General features: G+C 36.7%; 19 protein-coding genes. 15 read left to right on the top strand and 4 right to left on the bottom strand.

Annotated features, from left to right (window positions below):
* Positions 1-80 precede the first annotated feature (80 nt).
* The 3 genes from MHH73_RS12845 (at position 81) to MHH73_RS12835 (ending at position 3,709) form a co-directional block, all read left to right on the top strand.
* Positions 81-857 carry a fumarylacetoacetate hydrolase family protein gene (locus MHH73_RS12845; protein WP_341067272.1) on the top strand — a complete coding sequence of 259 codons (777 nt, stop codon included), beginning with the start codon at positions 81-83 and terminating at the stop codon, positions 855-857.
* 33 nt (positions 858-890) lie between these two features.
* Positions 891-1,661 carry an IclR family transcriptional regulator gene (locus MHH73_RS12840; RefSeq protein ID WP_191814495.1) on the top strand — a complete coding sequence of 257 codons (771 nt, stop codon included), beginning with the start codon at positions 891-893 and terminating at the stop codon, positions 1,659-1,661.
* A gap of 272 nt (positions 1,662-1,933) precedes the next feature.
* Complete coding sequence (locus tag MHH73_RS12835) at positions 1,934-3,709, top strand: L-lactate permease (RefSeq protein WP_341067268.1); 1,776 nt, start codon at positions 1,934-1,936, stop codon at positions 3,707-3,709.
* 61 nt (positions 3,710-3,770) lie between these two features.
* On the opposite strand, the gene MHH73_RS12830 is transcribed toward MHH73_RS12835, so the two are convergent.
* On the bottom strand, positions 3,771-4,043 hold the full coding sequence (locus MHH73_RS12830) for a hypothetical protein (RefSeq protein ID WP_191814491.1): 273 nt from the start codon (positions 4,041-4,043) through the stop codon (positions 3,771-3,773).
* A gap of 161 nt (positions 4,044-4,204) precedes the next feature.
* Between MHH73_RS12830 and MHH73_RS12825 the strand changes: the two genes are divergently transcribed.
* A complete protein-coding gene (locus MHH73_RS12825; protein ID WP_341067263.1) occupies positions 4,205-4,945 on the top strand; it encodes a class I SAM-dependent methyltransferase in 741 nt (246 codons plus the stop codon).
* Here the strand turns inward: MHH73_RS12825 and MHH73_RS12820 are convergent.
* Positions 4,936-5,364, bottom strand: a complete 429-nt coding sequence (locus tag MHH73_RS12820; protein ID WP_191814487.1) for a MarR family winged helix-turn-helix transcriptional regulator — start codon at positions 5,362-5,364, stop codon at positions 4,936-4,938. The genes MHH73_RS12825 and MHH73_RS12820 overlap by 10 nt on opposite strands.
* A gap of 221 nt (positions 5,365-5,585) precedes the next feature.
* Between MHH73_RS12820 and MHH73_RS12815 the strand changes: the two genes are divergently transcribed.
* The 5 genes from MHH73_RS12815 (at position 5,586) to pssA (ending at position 11,373) form a co-directional block, all read left to right on the top strand.
* Positions 5,586-6,731, top strand: coding sequence for an acyl-CoA dehydrogenase family protein (locus MHH73_RS12815; RefSeq protein WP_341067260.1), 1,146 nt, complete (start codon positions 5,586-5,588; stop codon positions 6,729-6,731).
* A 13-nt stretch (positions 6,732-6,744) separates the two neighbouring features.
* Positions 6,745-7,896 carry a thiolase family protein gene (locus tag MHH73_RS12810; protein ID WP_341067257.1) on the top strand — a complete coding sequence of 384 codons (1,152 nt, stop codon included), beginning with the start codon at positions 6,745-6,747 and terminating at the stop codon, positions 7,894-7,896.
* A gap of 20 nt (positions 7,897-7,916) precedes the next feature.
* Positions 7,917-9,470 (top strand): fatty acid--CoA ligase, encoded by a 1,554-nt coding sequence (locus MHH73_RS12805; RefSeq protein WP_191814481.1) that lies wholly within the window; start codon positions 7,917-7,919, stop codon positions 9,468-9,470.
* Positions 9,471-9,495: 25 nt separating this feature from the next.
* Entirely contained in the window at positions 9,496-10,530 is a 1,035-nt protein-coding gene (locus MHH73_RS12800) for a CoA transferase (protein ID WP_191814479.1), read from the top strand.
* Between the two features lie 147 nt (positions 10,531-10,677).
* Positions 10,678-11,373, top strand: coding sequence for a CDP-diacylglycerol--serine O-phosphatidyltransferase (gene pssA, locus MHH73_RS12795; protein ID WP_191814477.1), 696 nt, complete (start codon positions 10,678-10,680; stop codon positions 11,371-11,373).
* Positions 11,374-11,540: 167 nt separating this feature from the next.
* On the opposite strand, the gene MHH73_RS12790 is transcribed toward pssA, so the two are convergent.
* Positions 11,541-11,918, bottom strand: a complete 378-nt coding sequence (locus MHH73_RS12790; protein ID WP_191814475.1) for a nucleotide excision repair endonuclease — start codon at positions 11,916-11,918, stop codon at positions 11,541-11,543.
* A gap of 323 nt (positions 11,919-12,241) precedes the next feature.
* On the opposite strand from MHH73_RS12790, the gene MHH73_RS12785 reads away from it, so the two are divergent.
* From MHH73_RS12785 to pstB, 4 genes are read left to right on the top strand one after another with little or no spacing between them, the layout of a single operon-like run.
* Entirely contained in the window at positions 12,242-13,081 is an 840-nt protein-coding gene (locus tag MHH73_RS12785; RefSeq protein ID WP_341067249.1) for a phosphate ABC transporter substrate-binding protein, read from the top strand.
* A 42-nt stretch (positions 13,082-13,123) separates the two neighbouring features.
* A complete protein-coding gene (gene pstC, locus MHH73_RS12780) occupies positions 13,124-14,029 on the top strand; it encodes a phosphate ABC transporter permease subunit PstC (RefSeq protein ID WP_225230615.1) in 906 nt (301 codons plus the stop codon).
* Position 14,030: 1 nt separating this feature from the next.
* Entirely contained in the window at positions 14,031-14,855 is an 825-nt protein-coding gene (gene pstA / locus MHH73_RS12775) for a phosphate ABC transporter permease PstA (protein WP_191814471.1), read from the top strand.
* Positions 14,856-14,872: 17 nt separating this feature from the next.
* Positions 14,873-15,691, top strand: a complete 819-nt coding sequence (gene pstB / locus MHH73_RS12770; RefSeq protein WP_191814469.1) for a phosphate ABC transporter ATP-binding protein PstB — start codon at positions 14,873-14,875, stop codon at positions 15,689-15,691.
* Between the two features lie 377 nt (positions 15,692-16,068).
* Here the strand turns inward: pstB and MHH73_RS12765 are convergent, their stop codons facing one another.
* Positions 16,069-18,117 carry a molybdopterin-containing oxidoreductase family protein gene (locus MHH73_RS12765; protein WP_341067242.1) on the bottom strand — a complete coding sequence of 683 codons (2,049 nt, stop codon included), beginning with the start codon at positions 18,115-18,117 and terminating at the stop codon, positions 16,069-16,071.
* Between the two features lie 466 nt (positions 18,118-18,583).
* Here MHH73_RS12765 and ileS point away from each other — a divergent pair, with 466 nt between their 5' ends.
* On the top strand, positions 18,584-21,643 hold the full coding sequence (ileS, locus tag MHH73_RS12760) for an isoleucine--tRNA ligase (protein ID WP_341067239.1): 3,060 nt from the start codon (positions 18,584-18,586) through the stop codon (positions 21,641-21,643).
* A gap of 534 nt (positions 21,644-22,177) precedes the next feature.
* Positions 22,178-23,380, top strand: a complete 1,203-nt coding sequence (locus MHH73_RS12755; protein ID WP_341067236.1) for an MFS transporter — start codon at positions 22,178-22,180, stop codon at positions 23,378-23,380.
* The last annotated feature ends 60 nt before the right edge of the window (positions 23,381-23,440 follow it).

The raw sequence follows: 23,440 nt of genomic DNA, 5'->3' as shown, positions 1-23,440 counted from the left end.
CTTTTCTAAATATCGTAAGAAGAGTAGGACTTAAACATGTAATGATAAACACTTAAATGTTTGTTGTAGGAGGATTTTAAATGAAATTTGTAAGGTTTACGATTAATAATCAATTATTACAAGGTATCATTGAAAATGAGAAAATCAAAGAAATCTCAGGTGATATATTCAGTGAGTGGGAAGAGACAGGCAACTATTATGATCAAAGTAATGTTAGACTTGTTTCTCCTATAGTTCCCAACCAAATTATCGGAATCGGTGCAAACTTTGTTAGTGATAAACTAGAGCTACCAGAGGAGCTTCCAGAAGTACCGGTGTTTTTCTTTAAACCGGTATCATCTGTAATCGGTCCGAGTGAAGAAATAATCATTCCTAAGGGGATTGATCAAGTTAAATTTGAATCAGAGTTGGCAGTAGTGATTGGTAAAGAAACTAAAGATGTCGCCGAAGAAGATGTGTTTGATCATATTTTTGGTTACACGATTGGTAATGATGTAACAGCCCCACAATTTTTCCATCAAGACGGCCATTGGACGGTCGGTAAAGCATTCGATACTTTTACTCCTCTTGGTCCTGTTATAGAAACAGAGCTTGAGCTAGAAGAAACTCGAATCAGAGCAAAGCTAAATGGTCAATTAAAGCAAGATAGTTCCCCTGATTTAATGATTATTTCTATCCAAAAGATGATTGCGTTTCTATCGAAGGTAATGACTTTGAGGGCTGGAGATGTTATCCTTACTGGAAGTCCTGTAGGCGCCGAATTGATTGGTGAAGGTGATATAATTTCATGTGAGATTGAATCAATCGGTCAGTTAGCAAATACAGTCGTAAGAAGTAAAGCGGAAGTGAAGTCATAAATGATTTTTGTAGGTTTTGATTGAGGTGAGGGCATGGAAAGAGATAATATGGTGAAATCGGTAAGTAGAGCGCTTGATATTATTGATATGATTAGTTTAAGAAAACATGGCATGGGTGTGACTGAAATTGCAAACGAAATGGATATCAATAAAAGCTCCGTACACCGCATATTATCAACTCTTGTGAAGTATGGTTATATCGAGCAAGTAAAAGATTCAGGCAAATATAAAGTAGGGTACAAAATATTAAATATTAGTACTAGATTGCTTGATTCAATAGATATCCGCTCAGAAGCGAAGCCTTATTTGCAGGATTTGGAACAAAAGACGAATGAGGTCATTCATTTAGTTGTACCAGATAATAACGAGGTTGTTTATATCGAAAAACTAGATGGTAATGAAGCATTGAGAATGCATTCCTCAGTTGGTAAGCGTGCGCCTATGCATTGTACATCTGTTGGTAAAGCGATCTTAGCACATCAACCAGTACAAGTAGTCAAAGAGATTATACAGAGAAAAGGGTTGAATCCTCATACAGAGCACACAATTACAGATGAGATGGCATTGTTAGAAAATTTAAAGATGATCAAGACAAAAGGTTTTGCCCTTGACTTAGAGGAAAATGAAAATGGCATTGTATGTATTGCTGTCCCAATCTTCGACTATCAAAACAATGTATGTGCTGCAATCAGTGTATCAGGACCATTAATAAGAATGTCACAAGAACGTTTGCAAAAACTCGCTCCCCTTATGGTTGAAATTGGAAAGAAAGTATCCATACGCTTAGGGTATCTAGGTGAATAGTAATCTTACAAATGATAAAAGCGCTCCCTGATTTTTAAAAAGTGAGCGTTTTTATATTTTTTAAAGCCTGACTATTGATCGTTTCTACCTTATTTGTGATTTATCATTTTGTTTCTGAAAAACGCTTCTAATAAATAGAAAATATCAATTTATAATTTTCGGAATATTGTTGTAATTGTATAATAAATAAGTATAATTAATATATATAACATTTGTTATATAACAAAATGCTTTAGTTGTATAACAAAGAAAAAGGTTAAGGGGGAGTGTGTGTGAGTACAGGTGTTTTAGCAGTTATTTCTTTATTACCGATTATTGCTGTTGCCATTTTTCTTGTTGGACTTAAATGGCCGGCCAGTAAAGCGATGCCGATTTCCTTTCTAATTGCTGCCGCATTAGCATTATTTGTATGGAAGGTTCCATTCAATACTGTAGCTGCAGCAAGTGTAAATGGTTTAGTTGTTGCCATTACACTGTTATATATTATTTTTGGTGCAATATTATTATTAAATACTGTACAGGAAAGTGGAGCCATGAGAACCATTCGCCAAGGCTTCATAGATATCTCACCAGACCGAAGAATTCAAGTAATCATTATTGCTTGGCTCTTTGGCTCATTTATTGAAGGGGCATCAGGCTTTGGTACTCCTGCTGCGGTAGCAGTTCCATTAATGGTAGGTTTAGGATTTCCTGCAATGGCAGCTGTTGTGGCGGGCATGGTCATTCAAAGTACACCTGTTACTTTTGGAGCTGTTGGTACACCTGTATTAGTAGGGGTACAAACAGGTTTATCTGCTAACCAAAGTATAACTGATAATCTCTTGAATATTGTAACAACTATTGGTGGTCATGCCGCTATATTGCATATGATTGCTGGTACCTTCATTCCACTATTTGTTGTTGCTTTAATGACTCGCTTTTTTGGTAAAAATAAATCATTTGCAGAAGGAATAAAAGTATGGAAGTTCGCTCTGTTTGCGGCCTTTGCAATGACTATTCCATATGTTATTGTTGCAAATACACTTGGACCAGAATTCCCATCTATGACAGGGGGACTAGTTGGTTTACTAATAGTCGTACTTGCAGCTAGAAAAGGTTTTCTCCTTCCGAAAGACGAGACTTGGGACTTTGAAGAGAAGTCAAAATGGGATCCTGAATGGACAGGTAGAATTGAAGTACAACTAAATAATAACGGGAAAACAATGGGCTTATTTAAAGCTTGGTCCCCTTATATACTAGTGGGAATCTTTTTAGTTTTAACGAGGTTGAAAACGCTTCCTTTAAAAGAATGGCTACAATCCGTAGTGATTAAGGCAGAAAATATTTTTGGGTCTACAATTACAGCAAGTTTTGAAATTCTTTATTCACCAGGTACAGTATTTATACTAGTTTCACTCATTACATTCTTTATTCATGGAATGAATACACATTCATATAAAAAAGCATGGAGTACGTCAGCGAAGACCACAGTTGCGGCATCCGTTGCACTTATTTTCACTGTTCCAATGGTGCAAGTATTCATCAATACTGGTGGAGGAGCTGCCGGTTATGAACAAATGCCAATCGAACTAGCAAATGGGGCCGCGGCATTAGCTGGTGAATTTTGGCCATTTTTTGCTACCTTTATTGGTGGAATTGGTGCATTTATCGCTGGTAGTAATACGGTTAGTAATATGATGTTCTCTCTTTTTCAGTATGATGTCGGTAGCCAAATTGGGGTGAACCCGAGCTGGATTGTCGCTTTACAGGCAGTCGGTGGAGCAGCGGGTAATATGATTTGTGTCCATAATGTTGTTGCTGCTTCTGCGGTAGTAGGACTCGTCGGTAAAGAGGGGGAAATTATTCGTAAAACACTTTTGCCATTTGTTTATTACTCATTATTTGCAGGGGCAATAGGGTACTCTATTGTATGGTATTCAAGTAAAGGTTTATTTAACCTTGGTACACTTATTGCTGTTCTTATCATTTTAGCTGCATTTTATATTATTGCCACGAACAATAAACGGCTTAATACGTTACATCAATATAATCAAACCATTTCAAAGTAAGTTTTGGATAACAAAGAAAGTAACCGCACAATATATTAGCGGTTACTTTTTTGTGTTACAATTACCAGAAAAATAAAGGAAGAAAAACTAAGGCAGCAATGGCACCTAAAGCAATTCCCGCGCCAAATCCCCAGCCCCAACCGCCGCCACCGCAACCACCTCTGCGGCATCTGCCAGCATAACCGTAACCACCATAATTTCGGTTCATTGGACGTAAATACACTCTATCGTTAGAAACTCTTTCAATAACCCCACGATGAATTCTACCATCATTCATTTTGATTTCTACAGGTTTTCCTATTCCGTTATAACAGCGTTGATAATAACCACTCATTAAATTAACACCTCCGGGAAATAAAAATGCTTTCTCTCCTTATGGTATGTCCACCTTTCTTTTTTGAATAGGTGCATGTCTCATATGAAGAGCGGAGTTTTTATCCAGTGTCATCGAATAGAATCTTAGAATAATATAGATTATATACAAGGAGGGGAACAATGAAAAATTCTTATGAAGATGCTTTAGCCTATTTTCAAGTCCCATTCGCTCACCCTGGAGGGAAACAACTTACGAGCGAGTTATTTATTAATGAGGATATAACGTCAGAAACAACTATTCTTGATGCGGGCTGTGGAACAGGAAGCACATCTTATCTATTAAGTGATTTATATCATGCGAAAATAGAAGCAATAGATAAACATTCAGAAATGGTACAGGCAGCAACTAGAAGGGCGAGAAAGTTAGCAAAGCCCTTTCGTGTTTCATTAGGTAATGTGGAGAAGTTATCATTTTCTAATCAACAATTTGATTTTATTCTATCTGAATCAGTTACCGCTTTTACTAACGTAGAAAATACGTTAAAGGAATTTGCACGTGTATTAAAAGGCAAAGGAAAACTCTATTTAATAGAGATGACGAAAGAAGCATCATTGACTAGTGAAATGGAAGATGAAATGAAGGGGTTTTATCAATTAGAAAAAGTGTTGAGTGAAAAAGATTGGGCTTCGGCCTTAGACAGAGCCGGCTTTAAGAAGGTGGAAGTGTTAAAAGCAAGTACGATTGCAGAGATGATAGCAGAAGGAGTGAAGATGGGAGATGATAGTTCCCATCAACATATCAAATTATTAAATGAAGATTTATCACAAGTGCTAATTGATCATTACCAACTAAACCTGCAATTAAGTAACCATCTGGGCTACCGAGTGATACGCGCAATGAAAAACGATGCTCACAGTTGATCGAGGGTGAAATTTAATTTTTGGTAAATTACTATTAATTGTTTTATTTCCTCATTAGTGAGCTGTGCAAATGTATTTCTTTGCAGTTGATGCCCGTCTTCAGCTGCTTTTTTTAATACTTCTAAGCCTTCATCAGTTATCTCTAAATATGAAATTCTTTTATCATTTAAATCAGGAATTCGAATAATATAATTCCGTTTAGATAATTTCTGAATAAGATGCGAAATAGAAGATGGTGCGATACCGAGGCTTTCTGCCAAATCGATAGGTTTTATTTTTCCATCACGCTTTAAATGGCTAAGCAAAAGAATATGAGATATCCCTAATCCTTCATTAAAAGATTGATTCCATTTAATAATCATGCGGTTGGTTACTTGTTCCATCGCATGAATGAGTTCGAAAACAGTTTGATCATTCATTTTGTGCCAGGCCCTTCCCTATGTTCATACAGTAATCATATCAAAAAAATATAATCATGCAACACGTTTAGCGAGAACGGATCATCACTGATGAGATCAAGTTCACGTAATCCATTTCATAATTACAGAATAGGTGTAAGAAATTTGTATTAAAAATATTCGAAAAAATAAGAAAAATATAATAAAATATAATAAAATATAGAAAAGGAGGAAAGGCAGATATGAATGATACATATATAACAGAGGAGCATGAACTTTTTAGAAAATCTTTCCGTAAGTTTTTAGATAAAGAAGCTTATCCCTATTATTCACAATGGGAAAAAGACGGTATGATTCCTAGAGCTTTTTGGAGGAAAATGGGTGAGCAAGGCTATTTATGCCCAAATATTGACGAGGAATATGGTGGAAGTGGGGGTGATTTTGGCTACTCTGTCGTTATAAATGAAGAATTAGAAAGAGTCGGATCCGGAACGATTGGTATCGGCCTTCATAATGATATTGTCATACCTTATATCACAACATATGGAACAGAAGAGCAAAAGAAGCGATGGTTACCAAAATGTGCAACAGGGGAAATCATTACGGCGATTGCCATGACTGAACCTGGTGCGGGTTCTGATTTGGCATCGATTAGGACGTCAGCTAAAAAAGTTGATGATCATTATATTCTGAATGGTGAAAAAACCTTCATCACAAATGGGATTAGTGCAGATTTGGTCATTGTGGCAGTAAAAACAGATACGAAGGTGAATCCTCCACATAGAGGCATCAGCTTAGTTGTAGTAGAGAAAGGAATGAAAGGGTTTACAAGGGGGCGAAAATTAAACAAGGTTGGCTTACATAGCCAAGATACAGCAGAGCTTATTTTTGATGATTGTGTCGTACCTAGTAAAAATCTACTCGGTGAGGAAGGTAGAGGATTTTACTATTTAATGGATAAACTTCAACAAGAACGGTTAATTGTTGCCATTGCTGCCCAGATTGCTGCAGAAGAAATGATTAGAATGACAATGGCTTTCATCAAAGAAAGAAAGGCGTTTGGCAAGGCGATTAGCTCCTTTCAAAATACGCAGTTTAAAATGGCTGAGATGGTAACAGACGTAGAGATGAGCCGTGCCTTTCTTCAAATGTTAATTCAGGACCATATCAATCAGAAGGATATTGTCACTCAAGTTTCAATGGCGAAATGGAAATGCACAGAGAATGCAAGAAGAATTGCGACAGAATGCATGCAACTTCACGGCGGATACGGCTATATGGAAGAGTATGAAATAGCGAGAAGGTATAGAGACATACCTGTTGCCAGCATCTACGCAGGTACCAATGAAATGATGAAATCGATTATTGCTAAAAACTTAGGATTATAAAGGAGGATTTCTTTTGCGGGAAGTAGTTATTATTGATGGGATAAGAAGTGCAGTCGGAAAAAGGAACGGTTCTTTAAGAAATACACGTCCTGATGACTTAGCTGGAGCAGTTATTAAAGGATTAGTAGAAAGGACAGGGATAGATCCAGCACTAGTAGATGATGTTATTTTAGGATGTGTATCGCAAATAGGTGAACAAACTGGAGACATTGCTCGTGTGGCGGCTCTTATTGCTGGATTACCAATCACGGTTCCAGGAACAACGATTGACAGACAATGTGGATCGAGTCAGCAAGCGGTTCATTTTGCTGCCCAGGCGATTTTGTCAGGTGATATGGATATTGTCATAGCAGGTGGCGTTGAAAGTATGTCGAGAATCCCAATTGGTTCAAGCTATCAAGGTGTAAAACCGAGTGAGCAATTGACAAAGCATTATGAGATTATCCATCAAGGGTTATCGGCAGAAAGAATAGCAGAGAAATATCAGTTCACTCGTGCTCAACTAGATGAATTTTCATATCACAGTCATGAAAAGGCACTACTTGCACAAGCAGAAAATCGCTTTAAGAATGAAATTATGCCAATGAAGTTACTTGACGATGATGGGGCAACATTTACTTTTAATCAAGATGAAGGTCCGAGGAAAGGAACAAGTATAGAGAAATTAGGTGGATTGAAACCTTCTTTTAAAGAGAATGGTATCATACACGCTGGAAATGCGAGTCAAATAAGTGACGGAGCAGGTGCTTTATTAATTATGTCAGCTGAGAAAGCGCATGAGTTAGGTTTAAAACCAAGATTCAAAATCATTACCCGTATTGTCATTGGCTCTGACCCTACCTTGATGTTAACAGGACCGATAGCTGCTACTGAAAAAGTATTGCAGAAGTCTGGATTAACTTTAGCGGATATGGATGTTTTTGAAGTGAATGAAGCCTTTGCCTCTGTGCCATTAGCGTGGTTGAAAGAAACAGGAGCAAATGCGAATAAACTGAATCCAAATGGAGGTGCTATCGCCTTAGGACACCCACTGGGTGCAAGTGGAGCTCGCTTATTATTAACGATGATGAGTGAATTAGACCGCACAGAAGGTAGGTATGGATTACAAACAATGTGTGAAGGTATGGGGATGGCAAACGCAACCATTATAGAAAAAATCTTTTAATAAAAAAGGAGGAATAATAGATGACAATGACGATTGCAGAAATCTTTGATTTAACGGTAAGTAAGTTTCCAGAGAAGGAAGCATTATATGATGTCAGAAAAGATTTAAGGTTTACTTATCGGGAGTGGGCAGAAGAAGTCAATGGTTTAGCACAAGCATTACATGTAGCAGGAGTAAAAAAAGGAGACCGAGTTTCTACCTATTTATATAATACAGAAGAATTAGCAACGACGTTTTTTGCCTGTGCAAAAATAGGTGCAGTATTTAATCCTATTAATTTCCGTCTGATGTCAGAAGAATTGTCATTTATTATTTCTGATGCTGAACCAAAAGTGTTTATTTTTGAAGAAGCCCTACAGACAGCTGTTGAAAAAGTGGCCAATAGTTTCCCCACCGTTCAATTTTGGTCCATTGATGGCATTCATCCTCCTTTTGCCAAAAGTTATCATGAGCAAATCAAAGCTGTTAACAGAGAGAAGGTAGAAGTGCAACTATCATCAGATGATCTATATGCGATTATGTATACGAGCGGGACAACAGGGAGGCCAAAAGGTGTGCTACATCGCCATAAAGATATGACAGAACAAAGTCTGATTGTCATTCATGCATTAAATTATCATCAGAATGATAATGGGTTAGTTGCTGCTCCTATGTTTCATTGTGCAGAGTTACATTGCGCTTTTTTACCAAGAGTTCATATTGGGGCGAAGAGTACCATTCTCCACCAGTTTGATGCTAAAAAAGCATTGGCACTGATTGAGTCTGAAAAAATTACCGCATTCTTTGCAGCACCAACGATGTGGAATATGTTGCTTCAAGAAGATTTACAGGCTTATAACCTCTCAACATTAGAAAAAGGTTTATATGGTGCAGCCCCGATGGCACCAAGTCTCGTGTTTGCCTGTCGGGAAAAGTTGGGTGTTAAATTAACTCAAGCCTATGGGATGACGGAAATGGGCCCGGCAATTACGTTTTTAAGTGATGAAGACCAGATTCGAAAAGCAGGCTCCGCAGGGCAAGCTTGCTTAAACCATGAGATAAGAATTGTTGAACCTAATGAAGAGGGTCGCTCATACGATGATCAAGTCGTTCCAACTGGGACAGTAGGTGAGATTATTGTGAGAGGGCCAAGTATGATGCAAGGCTATTATAAAAGAGAGGAAGCAACTAAAAAGGCACTTCATAACGGCTGGTATCACTCAGGAGATATGGGTTATCTCGATGAAGAAGGATTTCTTTATGTGAAAGACCGTGTTGATGATATGGTGATTTCAGGGGGAGAGAATATTTATCCACGTGAGGTAGAAGATGTTCTCCATGCACATCCTTCCGTGTTAGATGTAGCTGTATTAGGTATACCAGATGAGCATTGGGGCGAAGTTGTCATTGCTTACGTTGTCAAAAAAGAGGGTAATATTACTGCTGAGGTGTTAGATGTATTTTGTAAGCAGAGTGAAAGCCTTGCGAATTATAAAAGACCAAGAAGATATGAATTTGTAGAAAGTCTACCGAGGAATGCCAGTGGAAAAATCCAAAAATTTGTATTAAGAAATCAGGAACAATTACAAAAATAATCGCCAGTAAATGAAAGGATACCAAATGTTAACGGATGTGAAAATAATTGATTTTACAAACTATTTACCAGGCCCTTTTGCCACGCTTAGATTAGCAGAACTAGGCGCAGAAGTAATTAAAATAGAAGGACCGAATGGTGATCCTGCGCGACACTTAGAGCCAATTGTCCAAGGCCAAGGAGTCCTATTTACGGGTAATAATCGTGGGAAGCACAGTCATTTCCTCAACTTAAAAGACACAAGAGATTTAAATAAGGTAAAGGAATTAATACTAGAAGCAGACGTAATCATTGAAAGTTTTCGACCAGGTGTAATGAAGCGTTTAACATTAGATTACGACACGGTCCGAAAATATCATCCTACAATTGTCTATTGTTCATTAGTTGGATATGGTGAAAATACTTTTTATTCTACCTTTGGAAGTCATGATCTGAATTATATGGCCATCAGTGGGATGTTAGCACAGTGGAAGGATGATAAGGGACGTCCCATTCATCCTTCTCAACAAATAGCTGATTTAGTCGGTGGAATTGTGGCAAGCGAAAGGATTTTAGCGGGTCTTGTTCAAAGAGGGATATATGGAATAGGTAGCTATCATCAAGTAAGTATGGCAGATACAATGACGGCTTTAATGGGTAATCATCATCTCATTCATCAAGCCACTGAAATGAAAAAAGGTGTAGAGGTTTTAGCAGGAACCATTGTTAACTATTGTTTATATGAAACAAGTGATAATCGCTATATGGCATTAGGCGCATTGGAGAAGAAGTTCTGGCAGGCTTTTTGCTTAGCTGTTGATCATCCTGAATGGACATCATGTCATATGAGGGAGGTAAGTGATCCAATTTATAAACAAGTTTGTACAGTTTTTAAGGAGCGGTCATTTACAGATTGGATGGATTTTAGCGAGCAAGTCGATTGTTGCTTAACACCTGTATTAGAAATCGATGAAGTACCAAAAAGTAATTATCATCAACAAAGAGGAAATTTCATTTTTCATGATAACTGGTCACGTATTCAACAATATTCTGACTTGAGAAATTCTCAAAAAAAGAAATAGAGTCAAAAGAACTTAATAATCATCAAACATATATAGTAACAACTTAGAATAAAGTGTTATAATAGATAAACCTTAAAAAGTGATTTGTGTTTAAGTATAGGTTTATGTTTGCAACGTAGATCACAAAAAAGTGAGTGATGATTGTAAGTGAAATTAATAAAGATGATACCTAATATGCTTACTTTAGGCAATTTATATTGTGGATTTTTGTCTATTGGATTTGCTGCTCATGGCCAATATAATAATGCTGCAATATTGATTATTATCGGTATGATGCTTGATAGTATGGATGGTCGTGCAGCGAGAATGTTAAAAGCAGATAGTACGCTAGGCAAAGAATTAGATTCATTAGCGGATGTTGTAACTTTTGGGGTAGCACCGTCATTTCTTGTATATTATACATACTTTTACCAATTTGGTTCGATTGGATTATTAGTGTCTGGGTTATTCCCGCTATTCGGTGCATATCGCTTAGCACGATTCAATGTTGGTACTAGTAAGCAGTCCACAAACTATTTTATCGGTGTTCCGATTACGGCCGCTGGGGGAATTTTAGCTATTCTTACATTGTTTGGCCATTTAGTACCCAGTATTATTACGACAGTTGTATTTACGGCGCTTTGCTTTTTAATGGTCAGTCGTATTCGCATTCCGAGTTTTAAAGATATCCCATTACCAAAGTACGGGACAATTGTTACAATCTTTTTAGGCTGTATGCTTTTTGTACTTTATAAAGGAACATATGGTTCTTATCCTTATTTAATCTATATTGCCACTCCATTATACATTGCCTATTTAGCATACCGCTTTAAAAAGAACCAAAATAATAAGACATCCGATTAGTAAGATTTTTACTGTTCGGAAGTCTTTTTTTTTGTGAAAATATATAAAGTTTAGCTTGCCTAACTTTAGTTACTAAAGCAGGAACTTCTCCCGCATAAGTCGAGAAAACATTTATAAAAAAAGGATGAAGGATTATTCTCCTCCATCCCATAGCTAAAATAAAATTTTTAGTTTGAAAAGAAAACTTTTTCAGTATTATATTTTGCTTTTAACTTATTGATAATATACGTTTCGTATATTTCACGCTCAACGGGATCATCAACATATATACATGCAATCTTGGATACTTGTTCACGGTGGTTTTTAATGGGTGATACTTGGTCGTCGAAATGTTTTTTTACACGTTGTCTAAGTTTACGTGCCTTCCCAACAAAAAGAAGGTTCTCTTTTTTGTCAAAAAATAAAATCATTCCACCTTTATCTCTTGGGATCTTTGTAAAATCCGTAAAACCATATAAGTGGCTGATAGCCGTTGTTCCTTGTTCTCCGCCAGGCTTCTTTTTTGTGATAACTAAGTCTGGATGAGGAATTTCAATATTAATCATCAATAATCACTTCCTATTCTAGCAATCATCGTACCATACCCTACATGAAAAAGCCTATACTTCCCTGTATTTTTTCTTTAAATGTTTTTTTCATTCATTTTTGTAGACAATATAAAAGGTATTCTTCAATAGAGAAATATGAAAGTTTAGAAAATTATCAAAAATAACAGGTTGATTTTTACAATTTCTCCATATATTTATGCGTACATTGATAAAATTTACAAAGGCTTTACAAAAGGTTAATAGAGAATTAAATATGATTCGTTATATTGGGATTAACACAAACAAAAAAGATAAAAGCTATCTAAAGTGGAGGTTTATCTATGCTAAAACTTCGAAAATGGAAGAGTATTTTGTTACTTATGTCACTCACCTTAATTTTGACTGCATGCAATGGTGGTGAAGAAGATGAAGGACAAGCAAGTTCAGGTAACGGAAGTACGATTTCCATTTCCGGTTCTACGTCAGTTGGTCCGCTAGCAGAAAAGTTAGCTGCTAAATATATGGAAAGTGCAAATGTAAATATTGAAATCAATCAAATTGGTTCTTCAGCAGGGATTACAAATGCAATAAATGGTGTTTCCGATATCGGCATGTCTTCTCGAAGCTTAGAGTCAGGAGAAGAGGAAGAAGTATCACCTACAATTATTGCCTTTGACGGAATTGTAGTGGTTACACATGCAAACAATAAAGTAAAAGATTTAACAATGGATGAAGTGAAAAAAATCTTTACAGGTGAAATAACAAACTGGAAAGAAGTAGGCGGTAAAGATATGGAGATTGTTGTCGTCTCACGTGAAGATGGATCAGGTTCAAGAGATGCTTTTCAAGAAATTGTTGACTACTCTTCTGGTGAATTAGTGCGGAACTCAATTATCGCTAGTGGGAACGGAAATATAAAAACGACGGTTGCAACAAATGAGCATGCGATTGGATTTATTTCTTTTGAATATATAGATGAAACCATTTCAACCGTTCATATTAATGGTGTAGAGCCAACTGCTAAAAATGTGATTGAAGGGAATTATCCATTATCTCGTCCTTTCCTTTTTGTGCATAAAGATTTATCAGAGGAAAGCCAAGCATTTATTGACTTCATTTTAAGTGAAGCTGGACAGGAGATAGCTGCAGAAGCAGGTGCAATACCAATTACAGAAGAATAACGTTTATCAAACAATTAGCAAGTGACTTTGGAGGTATGTGTTTTGCCAAATCCATCAGAAGTAAAACAAAAAAATAAATCAAATCGTTTAAAATATATTATGGAGTTCATCTCAGAGAAATTGTTTTTAATCTGTGCGTTAATCTCTGTGCTTAGTTTATTTCTAATTATTGGTTTCGTCTTCTTTAAAGGATCGAACCCTTTCATTGCAGATGGATACAGTTTTATTGATTTCATCTTTGGATCTGATTGGATACCGAGTGAAGATAAGTATGGAATCTTTCCAATGATTGTTGCTTCTATTTATGCAACGATTGGAGCGCTTGTTATTGGAGTACCTATTGGGTTATTAACTGCGATCTTCTTATCGGAAATTGCTCCGAAACCTATTGCAAAGATTATTTCACCGGCTGTTCAATTATTAGCGGGTATTCCATCTGTATTATACGGTGTATTCGGCTTAGCTATTATTGTTCCTTTCTTACAAAATAATCTTGGCTTAGTAAAAGGGCAAAGTTTAATTGCGGTGATTCTAGTTTTAGCGATTATGATGTTACCTACGATTGTAACCGTTGCTGAAACAGCAATCAGAGCAGTACCGAAAACGTATAGAGAAGGTTCCTTAGCATTAGGTGCCTCGCCAATCGGAACCATTTTTAAAGTCGTTGTTCCAGCAGCAAAATCAGGTATTATGGCAGCGATCGTATTAGGGCTAGGACGAGCAATTGGAGAGACGATGGCAGTCATTCTTGTTGCTGGTAATAGTTTGATTATACCAACAAGTATAACTGATAGTGTAAGACCACTTACAACGAATATTGCCCTTGAAATGGGTTACGCGTATGGTACACATCAAGAAATGCTATTTGCGACTGGGATTGTATTATTCTCATTCATTCTTATATTGAATTTCGTATTAGCGAAAATAAGTTCGAAAGGTGGGAAGTAAGGTGAGAAAGTTTAAAGATAATTTATTATTGGGCTTATTGTGGTTTGGAGCTTTCTTAACTGTAGCTATCCTCCTTATTATTGTTGGTTATATTTTTTATAAAGGTATCGGGTTAATTAATCTTGAGTTTATCTTCGGTGACTATTCACCTGTCGGCGGCGGTGGCATTTGGCCAATGATTATTACTACCATTTATACAATTGTAATATCGCTAGTGATTGCCACACCAATCGGGATTTTAGCAGCAGTCTATTTACAAGAGTATGCGAAACAAGGCAGACTCGTTCGAATGATCCGGTTTGCAACAGAGAGTTTAACGGGTATTCCATCTATTATATACGGATTATTCGGTGCTGTATTCTTTGTTACCACATTGGCGATGGGGATGTCTATTATATCAGCATCCTTAACTTTAACAATTATTGTTTTACCAGTGATCATCCGTACAACTGAAGAAGCATTAAAAACAGTACCAGCTAGTTACCGAGAAGGGTCACTTGCATTAGGTTCAACAAAGTTACAAACACTATATAAAGTCATTTTACCTAGCGCTATGCCAGGAATCTTATCGGGGATTATCCTCTCTATGGGACGAATTATCGGTGAATCAGCAGCGATCTTTTTAACAGCAGGTACAGTAGCAGCAATGCCTGAAGGGATTTTCTCATCAGCGAGAACATTAACGGTTCATTCGTATCTTGTTACTCAAGAATCTGGTGATATTGAATTAGCAGCAGCGATTGGTATTGTGTTAATTGTAATGATTCTTGCTCTAAACTTTGCTGCAACATTTATCTCTAAAAAGCTTAATAAAGCTGACTATTAAAAAGGAGTGTTCTATTCATGAATACAACACTAGAACGTAAAGAAGTAAAAGAGACTGCAAATGTTGAGAACCAAAATGATCAGCGTTCAGTGAAAATTAGCGTAAGAGACTTAGATTTATTTTACGGTGATAACCAAGCGCTTTATCAAGTATCATTAGATATTCGTGAAAAAGAGGTAACAGCATTAATTGGTCCTTCTGGATGTGGAAAATCGACTTTTTTAAGAACATTGAATCGTATGAATGATTTAATTGATAGTGTGAGAATTAATGGAGATATCCATATTAATGGCAACAATATATATCAATCAAAAGATGTTATTGAACTTAGAACAAAAGTCGGTATGGTTTTCCAGAAGCCTAATCTATTCCCAATGAGCATCTATGATAATGTAGCATATGGGCCAAGAATGCAAGGGATTAAAAATAAAAAAGAATTGAATCAAATTGTTGAAGAAAGTTTACGTGGAGCAGCGATTTGGGACGAAGTAAAAGATCGTTTAAAAACTTCGGCTCTTGGTTTATCAGGTGGTCAACAACAACGTGTTTGTATTGCGAGAGCAATTGCGATGAAACCAGACGTTATCTTAATGGATGAACCAACATCCGCACTTGACCCGATTTCAACACTGAAAGTAGAAGAGCTCATCGCTCATTTGAAGAAAGATTATACCATCGTCATCGTTACACATAATATGCAACAAGCTGCTCGTGTATCCGATAAGACAGCTTTCTTCTTAAACGGAGAAGTCATTGAATTTGAACAAACCGATCAAATCTTCTCCATGCCAAAAGATAGCCGTACAGAAGATTATGTGACTGGCAGATTTGGTTAATAAAAAAAGATAGGTGCCGAACAAATTTCCCTTTGTAAATAAGAGGGATTTGTTCGGCTTTTTATTGTTTGCGAACAATGATTCAAAGGTGTAAAGCATAAGAGGGGAACTAGTTTTAATTATTCATCGTCTATATTGGAAGCTGACTCACTATTTGTGCTGTTCATTTGTCTCACGTTAGTCATTACTTTACTGTTTGTTATGTATAGAAGAGACAAAGCCGAAAAATGCCTCAACCCATATAAGTTAACGCTAGCGTCCTATGACTCAGCTGCTTCACTTAGTTGCTACAATAAAAAAAGACTAGAACAAACAATCATCCTACCAGTTTGTCCTAGCCTATTTGTATTTTAGATATATGTCCATTTTCTCAATGTTTATTCATGACTACTGACTTTCTCAATATATACTCTCCCGGAAAAGAAAGTGGCACCGCCTCCCATATCAGCGACTCTATCAGGTGTGAGCGTATTAACGAGTTGTTTCTTGCCTGGCTCATCAGCCCAAAGGCCTTGACTAACAACAACCCCTGGAAGTACGTTTTCTCCGATAGCGGCCGTTAACTCACATTCTCCTCGTTCATTATAGATTTTTACTACATCTCCATTTTCAATTTGATAATCTTGTGCGTCCTTGCTATGCAAATGGAGTTTTGGTTGTTTTTCTAATTTAATATGCTTTTCATTATTTGAGAAGGTACTATTTAGAAAATTATGGTTTGGTGCTGGAACGAATAAAAATGGTGCATCGCCTTCATCTACTATTGGATTGTAAGTCGGTAGCGGATTTAAGCCAGCCTTCTCCATTAATTCTGAATAAAGTTCGATTTTTCCACTTGGTGTTTTAAGTTTGCCGGGAAGTAATGGACGTACGTCTGCTTTCATAAACCGATTTTCTTTTAAAAGCTCAAAATTAATATCCTTCATATATTCATTCTTTGAATTCTCTAAAGCGGATGTAATTAAATCTTCTTCGGAATCCTTAAATAAATCTTCAGTAAATCCCATATAATGTGCTAGTTGTTGAAAAACATGATGATTGGATCGTGACTCACCATATGGTTCTATTACCGGTTCATGCAAATGAATATAATGATGCCAATAAGAAGTGTAAAAATCGGTATTCTCATATGATGAAGTAGATGGCAAGATGATGTCAGCATATTGAGCTGTTTCCGTTAAGAATAAATCATGCACAACTAAAAATAAGTCTTCTCTTGCAAGCCCTTTTTTCACCAGATTACTATTAGGTGCAATAACTGCCGGATTACTACCATAAACATACATGGAACGGATAGGTTTATCTTTTTGTCCTAAAGCTTCACCTATGAGATTCATATTAATCGATCTTGTCTGTTTATTTGCTAATAAATCGGGTCGTTGCATACCCGCGGTATTGAACGATAAATAACCAGAATTTGATTTGAGTGCGCCACCACCTTTATGCAGCCATTGCCCTGTTAAAGCAGGAAGGCAGGAAATAGCACGTACATTCATCCCACCATTATCATGATGTTGCAATCCATTGCCAATGCGGATAAATGATGGTGTAGTCTGACCATATTCTCTTGCTAATTGATAAAGATCCTCTACAGAGACCCCTGTAATAGACGCGACAACTTCTGGCGTGTATTTTTTTACATGCGTTCGTAATTGCTCATGTCCAATGGTATACGTTTCAAGAAATTCTTCATCTACCATATGCTCAGCAAACAAGATATGCATCATTCCAAGTGCAAGAGCACTATCCGTACCTGGTTTAATGGGAATGAACCAATCAGCCATTTTGCCTGTTTGATTTTTATGGACATCAATCACGATGATTTTTGCCCCGTGTTTCTTTGCTTTTCGGGCAAGAATAACTTGATGCATATTCGTACTGACAGCATTGATTCCCCAAAGGATGATGAGCTTGGCTTCACTTGTGTCTTCTGGATCTGTGCCAAAGCCTCCGCCCATTGTGTAACGATAACCTTCTTTACCTGCTGCTTGACAAACTGTTTGTTCTAGTCTACTTGCACCTAAGCGTGAAAAGAAACGGCGGTCCATTCCTTCAGCAGCCACTCTACCCATATTACCGTAAAAGCTATAGGGAAGAATGCTCTCGGGTCCGTGCGTTTTAATTAAATCTTTCCATTTATCTGTAATGATTTGTAGTGCTTCATCCCAACTGATCTCCTCAAATTGACTACTACCTTTTGGACCCGTTCGCTTGAGAGGATGAGTTAATCTCTTTGGGTCATATAGCCGTTCAGCCATATTTCTTACTTTATTGCAAATATTCCCTTGCGTAACAGGATGGTTAGGGTCGCCTTCAACTTTCACGATTTTCCCGTCTTTTTTATGTATGAGTAAACCACATTGGTCAGGACAATCTAGGGAACAAACGGACGTGAAAATGCCTTCTTTCTCTGTGTGAATCGTCATTTTGTTATCTCCTTTTATGGTTGGCAATCTTTATTGTCTATTTAGCATGTTTTTATTAATAATTATTATAATAGGTTACTTCTCTTTATCCTGCAATGATAAATATTTATTCTATTGACAATTCACAATTATTAACATATGATACTTCATATTAATTAAATTCTATTCAATTCGTTGACGAGAAAGAGTAGTTGTGAACATCTTATCCAAAGAGAGTGAGCCATTTGCTGAGAGGCTGACGTTAAGACCACAATGAAAATCCTCTCTGAGAAGCAAAGCTGAAGTGAAACTAAGCTTTGACGGCATCCAACCGATATCCTGGACGCGTATGATAGTACGTAGTGAGAGCAAATACAAACCACTACAGTTGGTTTTTTTGTTTTTTAGAGGGGATATTTTAACTCGATTCTACGTATAGAATCGAGTTTTTTTCGTATATGAATGGATATGGAAGGGAGATTTTAAAATGAAAGAACGAGATGTGGAAAAGGAGAGAAAGGTTCGCGAATATTGGCAAGAGGAAAAAATCTTTCAAAGGTCCATACAGCAAAGACATGAGGCGCCATCCTTTGTTTTTTATGAAGGCCCACCAACAGCAAATGGTATGCCACATGCTGGTCATGCACTTGGTCGAACGATAAAAGATTTTGTTGCCCGTTACAAAACCATGACTGGACATCAAGTTTTAAGAAAAGCAGGATGGGATACACATGGGCTCCCTGTAGAACTTGAAGTACAAAAGAAATTACAATTGCTTAGCAAAGATGATATTGAAGCATTTGGTGTAGAAGCATTCATAGCAGAATGTAAGAAGAGTGTATTCACATATGAAAAAGAATGGCGACAGTTTACTGAGCAATTGGGCTATTGGGTGGAGATGGATCACCCTTATATCACACTCGATAATGAGTACATTGAATCGGTTTGGCATATATTATCTCAAATTCATCATGATGGACGCTTATATAAAGGGCATCGGGTTGTCCCTTATTGTCCTCATTGTGAAACATCCCTAAGTTCGCATGAAGTTGCACAAGGATATAAAGATGTGCATGATCTATCAGCAACAGTTAAGTTTAAAGTGGCTGAGAATGAATACTTACTTTGTTGGACAACAACACCTTGGACATTACCTGGAAATGTAGCTGTAGCGGTAAACCCTAAGCTAAGTTATGTGAAAGTAGAGCAAAATAATGAACGATTGATTGTCGCAGAAAGCTTGGTTTCAACAGTACTTAAAGAAGGATACAAAGTCATCGAGTCTGTAAGAGGTGAAGCATTAGTAGGTATGAAGTATGTTGCGCCATTTTCATTTGTCTCACTCAACAATGGACATAAAGTGATTGCAGCCGATTTTGTAACGGAAGATTCGGGAACTGGGTTAGTCCATATTGCCCCAGCACATGGCGAAGATGACTACCAAGCTGTAAAAGAAAATGGATTAGATTTTTTGCAAGTTGTTGATGAGAAAGGAAGATATAAGCAGAATGTTCCTCTTGCAAATAAGAAAGTGAAAGAAAGTGATGTAACGATCATTCAAATGCTAGCTCAGGAGAATCTACTTTATAGTAAGAGGAAATATGAACATAGTTATCCGTATTGCTGGAGATGTGACAATCCGCTGATTTATTATGCGATGGAAGGTTGGTTCATTCGCACAACTGATGTCAAAGAAAAAATGATAGACAATAACCAAACGGTTGAATGGTATCCAGCGCATATGAAGAATGGCCGATTCGGTCATTTTCTTGACCAACTTGTTGATTGGAATATTGGAAGAAATCGTTTTTGGGGAACGCCGTTAAATGTATGGACTTGTCAAACTTGTGGACTAGAAAGTAGCCCAAATTCCATTGCACAATTAAAAGAAAGAGCGATTGAAAATGTAGATGATCGCATCGATTTGCACAAACCTTATGTTGACCGTATTCATTTGAGATGTTCTTGTGGTGGTGAAATGAAGCGTGAGAAGGAGGTCATTGATGTATGGTTTGATAGTGGTTCAATGCCATATGCTCAATATCATTATCCTTTCGAACAGACAACGCTATTTAATAATCAATTTCCCGCCGACATTGTGATCGAAGGAGTAGATCAAACGAGAGGGTGGTTCTACAGTTTACTTGCCGTATCAACACTTTATAAAGGTGTCGCACCGTATAAAAAGGTCTTATCTCTCGGTCATATATTAGATGAGCAAGGACAAAAAATGTCTAAAAGCAAAGGGAATGCTCTAAATCCTACCTTGTTGATTGAAGAGTTTGGCGCAGATGCATTAAGATGGGCTCTTCTTAGTGATAGTGCTCCTTGGAATAATAAGCGATTTTCTAAAAAGACCGTTCAACAGGCAAAATCAAAAATAGTAGATACGTTCAGGAATGTTTTTTCCTTCTATGATATGTATGCAAAGATTGATGGTTTTGATTTTAGCCAGCATCGAGTAAAGGAATTGGCAATCATTGACCAATGGATACTTTCAAGATTGCATCATACGATTGAGAAGGTAAGAGAAGGATTAGAAGTTTATGACTTTTTCAAAAGTGCTAAATTACTGGCAGAATTTTTAGATGATGTGAGTAATTGGTATGTCAGACGATCACGGCAAAGATTCTGGAAGGAAGGATTAGACCACGACAAAAGGGCAGCATATACCACTCTTTACGAAGTGCTGGTGCAATCAACGCGATTATTTGCACCATTTATGCCGTTCGTCACCGATGAGATTCACTTACAATTAGTCGGCAGTAGTGTTCATCTATCTGATTTTCCTAAGCAAGAGAAAACGAAGACCAACATCCAGTTAGAATCCGATATGAAAGATGTTCGACAAATTGTTGAACTCACTAGATCAATCAGGATGGCAGCTAATATCAAAACAAAGCAGCCACTTCAAACAGTAATCGTAAGTGCAGTTAAAGGGAAAGCAAGTGTATCTTCCTTTGAACAGATCATAAAAGATGAAACGAATGTAAAAGAAATAATTTATGAAAAAAATACCCATAACTTTGTAACAGTTGAGTTAAAAGTTAACTACGCAATTGCCGGTAAAAAATACGGTAAAAGAATAAAAGTGATTGAGCAAACATTAAAAGAATTAACAGTCTGTGAAAAAAATACCTTACTCACGAATGGATCATTAAACATAGAAAAAAATGGTGAAATGCTTGTTTTAGAAAATGAGGATGTGTTAGTAGAGAAAAAAGCGAAACATCCATATAGATTTGCAGAAGGAAAAGATTGTACAGTCATCCTGAATATCGGATTAACAGAAGAGCTTTTGCAAGAAGGGTTAGTGAGGGAAGTAATGAGAGAAGTGCAAAACAGGCGAAAAAAGCAAGGGTTACCGGTTGATCTTCGTATTCATCTAACAATGTTTGGCAATGAAAAGGTTTTAAGAGCATTAGAGAAGTTTTCGGCGCTTTTACATGAATCATTACTTGTCCAGTCAATTACATTAGCAGAAGTAGACGAAATGACAAATCTGCATGTTGATGGAGAAACAATCAAAGTTAAAATAGACGATTGAACAATGAAAAATCACAGCCAATGGCGGATGGCTGTGATTTTTACTAGGGGATATGTTGTTTACCATTCATCTTTACCCATTCGTGCCCCTACAAAAAGTGTAATGGTAACCTTTTAGTATAGGTTTCGATAATTAAGCTTTTAAAGTTTCGTCTGATGAGAATGCGATTGAATTTGAATAGTGGATGAATGATATTTCAACAATAAATAATTGATGTAGGCTTGTAGGTTAAATTCATTATTCTTAACAAAATACGAAAAGTTAGTTCTTTTCAAGCTTAATCACAACCTTTATATGTACTAAATAAAATGATTACCATTCAATATATACCGGCCCCACCTTCGCCAAGTACGATGATAGCCACACTTGCTATCCGCCTAATACTTAGTATATATGAAAACGCTTACATAAACAATAAAAAATTTTCCCTTTATTTCGACAAAAAAATGAAAATACTTTATTGGAGAATTTTAAGCTATAATTGCTTAGGTAGTCGAAATATAAACATTGATTTTTTAAGAAAGAAGGTTGAATATGCATACGTTAGGAGGCAAGCTTTGGTCCACGCAGTATACAATGGCACTAATGCTTACTTTTTTATTTTTTTTAAGTTTACAATCCTTGTTAGGGGGATTTCCAATCTATGTTACTGCATTAAGTAATAACCCAACATACGGAGGGTTAATGACAACAGCCTTTATGATTGCTGCTGTTGTATCTAGGCTTTTCTTAGGTTTTTGCTTACGGTATATGAATCAGAAATCGTTATTAATTCTATCTTTATTAGGTATGTTGTTGTTTATTTTTGTGACAATATTCACAAATTCTATATTTATATTCACAATCCTTCGCATATTACAAGGTATTGCTTTCGGTTTTATTACTACATTATTAGCAACAATAACGACAAATTTAATTCCTGAACACCGCTTAGGGGAAGGAATCGGCTATTTTGGTTTGGCTACAAGTGTTGGTACAACTAGCGGTCCTTTTTTGGCTATTTCAATGATTAATATTTATTCATTTAAATCCGTTTTGTCCTTTTCTCTTATTCTTATTATAGTGATTATAATTGGTAGTCTTGCCCTTAAAACTTCGCAAAATATAAATCAACAGGCAGTTAGGAAATTGTCAATAGTAGAATCCGCTTTTGATTCACGCGCTTTCCTACCATGTTTTTTAGTGTTATTATTTTATTTTACGTTTGCTGGGGTAGTGAACTTTATTGAGGGATTAGGAAGTTCTATTGGAGTAGGGGAGAAAACCTCCATATTCTTTCTTATCTTAGTGGCGATGCTTATTATCATTCGCCCATTTTCGGGCAAAATTTTCGATCGCTTCGGACATGCTTATTTAATTTATAGCGCAACGATTGCAGCATTTATCGGATTGTTACTCATTGCATTTGCTAAAGGAATATCTTCATTATTCATAGCCGCTGTGTTTTATGGCATTGCATATGGTGTGATGCAACCGACATTCCAAGCTTGGGCTGTTAGCCTTGTACCAAAAGAAAAAAGGGCAACGGCTAATGCAATGAGCTTAAGTTTTATGGATTTAGGACTAGCGATGGGGGCACTGCTACTTGGCGTCGTCGCAAACGAAAAAGGGTACGATTTTATGTACATCCTATCTTCATTGTTCGCTGTCGTTATCTTCCTGCTCTATTTTATTACTCATATAAGAAGAAAAACAAAATCAGCGCCATTGCCATCTCATAATAGAAAGGCTTCGTAAATCGTTAAGTCATAGTCTCTCTTTGTCATTGCTTTCATGTTTTATCTTATTTTTATTGGG

The organism is Cytobacillus sp. FSL K6-0265 (assembly GCF_038003465.1).
In the GTDB taxonomy this organism is placed as follows: Bacteria; Bacillota; Bacilli; order Bacillales; family Cytobacillaceae; genus Cytobacillus; species Cytobacillus stercorigallinarum.
The sequence above is the reverse complement of the archived record's forward strand: the minus strand, read 5'-3'. Positions and strand labels throughout refer to the sequence as shown.

What these genes read in the sequence shown, in the direction of transcription:
- MHH73_RS12845 (WP_341067272.1), top strand. Translation starts at nt 81, where the DNA reads ATGAAATTTGTAAGGTTTACGATTAATAATCAATTATTACAAGGTATC.
- MHH73_RS12840 (WP_191814495.1), top strand. Translation starts at nt 891, where the DNA reads ATGGAAAGAGATAATATGGTGAAATCGGTAAGTAGAGCGCTTGATATT.
- MHH73_RS12830 (WP_191814491.1), bottom strand. Translation starts at nt 4,043, where the DNA reads ATGAGTGGTTATTATCAACGCTGTTATAACGGAATAGGAAAACCTGTA.
- MHH73_RS12825 (WP_341067263.1), top strand. Translation starts at nt 4,205, where the DNA reads ATGAAAAATTCTTATGAAGATGCTTTAGCCTATTTTCAAGTCCCATTC.
- MHH73_RS12820 (WP_191814487.1), bottom strand. Translation starts at nt 5,364, where the DNA reads ATGAATGATCAAACTGTTTTCGAACTCATTCATGCGATGGAACAAGTA.
- MHH73_RS12815 (WP_341067260.1), top strand. Translation starts at nt 5,586, where the DNA reads ATGAATGATACATATATAACAGAGGAGCATGAACTTTTTAGAAAATCT.
- MHH73_RS12805 (WP_191814481.1), top strand. Translation starts at nt 7,917, where the DNA reads ATGACAATGACGATTGCAGAAATCTTTGATTTAACGGTAAGTAAGTTT.
- MHH73_RS12800 (WP_191814479.1), top strand. Translation starts at nt 9,496, where the DNA reads ATGTTAACGGATGTGAAAATAATTGATTTTACAAACTATTTACCAGGC.
- MHH73_RS12790 (WP_191814475.1), bottom strand. Translation starts at nt 11,918, where the DNA reads ATGATTAATATTGAAATTCCTCATCCAGACTTAGTTATCACAAAAAAG.
- MHH73_RS12785 (WP_341067249.1), top strand. Translation starts at nt 12,242, where the DNA reads ATGCTAAAACTTCGAAAATGGAAGAGTATTTTGTTACTTATGTCACTC.
- pstB (WP_191814469.1), top strand. Translation starts at nt 14,873, where the DNA reads ATGAATACAACACTAGAACGTAAAGAAGTAAAAGAGACTGCAAATGTT.
- MHH73_RS12765 (WP_341067242.1), bottom strand. Translation starts at nt 18,117, where the DNA reads ATGACGATTCACACAGAGAAAGAAGGCATTTTCACGTCCGTTTGTTCC.
- ileS (WP_341067239.1), top strand. Translation starts at nt 18,584, where the DNA reads ATGAAAGAACGAGATGTGGAAAAGGAGAGAAAGGTTCGCGAATATTGG.
- MHH73_RS12755 (WP_341067236.1), top strand. Translation starts at nt 22,178, where the DNA reads ATGCATACGTTAGGAGGCAAGCTTTGGTCCACGCAGTATACAATGGCA.